Raw genomic sequence first — 3,204 nt, 5'->3', positions numbered from 1 at the left:
CGATACCGCGCCAACGACGTGACGCCCCCAAAAAGACCGCGGACGAAGACCATCCGGATCTGATCCGCTGGTCCATCCAGGAAGTCCGCCGCATCGCGAACAGACTTGCCCAGCGTCGTATCCTACCTGCCTACATCATCGCATGGTCATGCTGGCGCAGAGCGCATCAAGCCGCCGCCCGCCGGGCTCACCTCGCGGCGAAATCGCAACTGTAGTGCTAGAGTCCGGCCCCTCGAAGGGACGGAAAGATGAAGCGGAAGCAGTTTTCGGAAGAGCAGATCATCGGCATCCTGAAGGAGGCCTCGTCCTGCCGTTCTGCAACACCGACACAATGAACCTGCACCTGGCGGAGATCGCTCTGCATGTCGCCCCCGGCGCCCACGCCGTGGTGCTCATGGACCAGGCCGGCTGGCACCTGACGCCGAAGCTCGAGCTTCCCGCCAACATCTCGATCGTAGCGATCCCATCGAAAAGCCCGGAGCTCAATCCGCAGGAAAACGTGTGGCAGTTTATGCGCGACAACTGGCTCTCGAACCGCGTGTTCGGCTCCTACGACGAGATCGTCGACCATTGCTGCGACGCTTAGAACAAGCTCGTCGAGCAACCCTGGCGCATCATGTCGCTCGGTCTCCGCGATTGGGCCTGTGGGTTATGATCACTGAATCTTGGTATTAAACCCGTATCCACAAAAATGGGGACCATCACCACCTCTCCGGTAACCAGCGGCGTACATTAAGTACTTTACGTTGAAGGGCGGGAGCATCTCGTGGTATGTATGCCTATCTAAAAAGATAAACACTGCCAAAGGCCATTTCAGAATGGCTACTACGCTATCATTCAATATAAAAGCTAAGCGCATAAGTAAAGTTACAATATTAAATTAATTTACGGAGTGTGACAAAAATATGAGTGAGATTATCGACATTGTAAATGGGTCCGCACCAGCACAAGGATATGGATTTGCCGGACGCTCCCATGCCACTGATTTAAATGGTCTATTAGTATCCGATGGATCTAGACTAGAAATTCGTTCTATCGAAAAAAGAATACCAATGGAATTTGGAGTTTATACCTGCAGCACAGTTAACCTTAAAAGAGACATAAGATATATTATTGGGAATAATCAGTTTGTATTTTTTGATAATACAAACAATAAATCTAATGTATTTTCTCTTATCAAAGAAACCCGATCTCTTTCGATAAAGGGGTTGTCAATCGTTGCATTCTCATCGAATGATGAGCGATCCATAATAAACAACTTGGAGTGGGGCGCAGATGAATGCATCATATATTCCATGTCAGACGCACAGATTGAAGCAAGACTATTTTCACATTATAGATCAAAAGACAAGTTTGATTTTTTAGAAAAGAACGGCATAATATTTTCTTTGAATGGACTGATCATAAATGGAGTAAGCGTTAATCTGTCAAACATGGAGATGAGCTTATTCAAAATATTCTTATATCGTATCGGTGAAATATTGTCTCGTGAAGAGTTGTGTTTAGCAGTATGGGGAAAGGATAAAGAGTCAGTAGGTAGATCTCTAGACGTTCATATATCCAAGCTACGCGATAAGGCATTTATAGTGCCAAAAACAAATCTTCGCTTAGTCTCTGTTTATGGAAGCGGGTATAAATTACAGATGTATGACTTGGCTGATTGACTAGAATTAACTCGCGTTGCATGATTGAGAAAGCTCAATACGGGATATTAGCAAATGGAAAAGCCTATTATAACGTCATAATGGGGAAAAGGGGCTGCCTATAGCTACTCCGATATCGATAGCGCTTTGGCTGCAATATTCATGTTTTTGATTTAATTTAGGGTGTGTTGACAAAGGGGATACCCATCAGCGGTAATATCTGATTCGAGGTGGTTTTTGAGGAAGCTGTCTTGATCCGAGGTTTGTTGAGCGACGCGGAATGGGCTTGTCTGGAGCCTTTCGTGATCGAGCGTGGTGCCCGCAGCGGCCGCCGCCCGAGAGACCATCGCCTTGTCTGGATGGGATTTTCTGGATTGCGCGAACGGGTGTCGCATGGCGCGACCTGCACGAGCATTTCGGCAAATGGGCCTCGGTCTACAGGCAGTTTCGACGCTGGACAGTGTCCGGGCTATGGGAGTTGGTGCTTGAAGCCTTCAACGACAGCGGCGGCGGCAACCCCAGCCTGCAGATGATCGACAGCACGATAATCCGGGCACACCAGTGTTCAGCCGGCGCTAAAGGGGGACTCCTCGTCAGGATCTTGGCCGCTCAAAAGGTGGCTTTACGACCAAGATCCATCTCCGCATCAATGCGATGGGCCTGCCCATAGCGTTCGCCCTCACCGGCGGTGAGGTCTCCGATTTCAAGGGCTATCAGCCGGTCATGGACGCAGACGGACCAGCACCCAAAGTGCTCTTGGCCGACAAGGGCTATGACGCTGATTTCATTCGGCAGGATATGGAGAAACGCGGCGACTGCGCGATGATCCCGACCAAGCGGAACCGCCTCGTGCAGCTTTCGGTCGATGCCGCCATCTACGCCCTGCGCAACATGGTCGAGCGCTGCTTCAACAAGCTCAAGAACGCCGGCCGGCTCGCCACCCGATATGATAAAACCGCAGACAGTTACCTCGGCTTCATCCATATCGTCTCAATCCGACTGTGGATGCGCCACTTTGTCAACGCATCCTAGTCTAGAAGCCGGGGATGTAGCCCAGTCGCAGTGTCGTCGCGACCGCGACCGCGACCGCGACCGCGACCGGTCCAGCCATCGTCGAAACCAGCCGAACGATACATTCGGCATCACTGTTATCTACCGGTGGCAACAACCAAGCGCCAAAATCGATCCGGTCTGCGTCGAGGTAATCCGGATGAGTCAAGAATGGCGACGCCGCAGCATGGTCGTCCGATGCCGGGGCAAGACGATCATAACGGGACTCTTGGGCAATAATAGGCATGATGCGGGCATAGCATCGTGGCGGTTTAAAACGCGTTACTCCACTTGTTGAAGACCGTCGTAACCTTTTACGGCGGAACGGCAGATTGCTCGGGCAGGCCGCTTACACGAATCCCGGTGACGGAAGGCGCGTGAAGTCTAGAGCGGTTTCCGCGCCTTCTGAATCGTTGAGGATTCACACGAGCGCGGTTTTCTGATTCAGGCGTTGTGCCGGGTCGAGGAGGCCGGCATGGATGCCACGAGTGCTGTCACAGGACCTTCGAGA

The 3,204-nt window shown here is 51.4% G+C and carries 3 protein-coding genes and 2 pseudogenes; 4 read left to right on the top strand and 1 reads right to left on the bottom strand.

The genetic code is table 11. From position 1 onward, the window contains the following. The 4 genes and pseudogenes from FOY91_RS22160 to FOY91_RS20935 form a co-directional block, all read left to right on the top strand. A partial coding sequence (locus FOY91_RS22160) for a hypothetical protein (RefSeq protein WP_145155953.1) occupies positions 1-215 on the top strand: 215 nt, incomplete at its 5' end. 86 nt (positions 216-301) lie between these two features. Next, positions 302-655: pseudogene (locus tag FOY91_RS21910) on the top strand (transposase); the annotation flags it as partial. A 250-nt stretch (positions 656-905) separates the two neighbouring features. Beyond that, positions 906-1,664, top strand: coding sequence for a winged helix-turn-helix domain-containing protein (locus FOY91_RS20940; protein ID WP_145155949.1), 759 nt, complete (start codon positions 906-908; stop codon positions 1,662-1,664). 209 nt (positions 1,665-1,873) lie between these two features. Next, a pseudogene (locus tag FOY91_RS20935) lies at positions 1,874-2,675 on the top strand (IS5 family transposase). Between the two features lies 1 nt (position 2,676). Here the strand turns inward: FOY91_RS20935 and FOY91_RS20930 are convergent. Next, positions 2,677-2,940: a hypothetical protein gene (locus FOY91_RS20930; protein ID WP_145155947.1), complete on the bottom strand. Its 264-nt coding sequence runs from the start codon at positions 2,938-2,940 to the stop codon at positions 2,677-2,679. Between the last annotated feature and the right edge of the window lie 264 nt (positions 2,941-3,204).

The organism is Alterirhizorhabdus solaris (genome assembly GCF_007785815.1).
Classification (GTDB): domain Bacteria; phylum Pseudomonadota; class Alphaproteobacteria; order Sphingomonadales; family Sphingomonadaceae; genus Alterirhizorhabdus; species Alterirhizorhabdus solaris.
The sequence above is the reverse complement of the archived record's forward strand: the minus strand, read 5'-3'. Positions and strand labels throughout refer to the sequence as shown.

Bases quoted from the DNA above. Each gene is read 5' to 3' on its own strand.
- FOY91_RS20940 (WP_145155949.1), top strand. From the start codon at position 906: ATGAGTGAGATTATCGACATTGTAAATGGGTCCGCACCAGCACAAGGA.
- FOY91_RS20930 (WP_145155947.1), bottom strand. From the start codon at position 2,940: ATGCCTATTATTGCCCAAGAGTCCCGTTATGATCGTCTTGCCCCGGCA.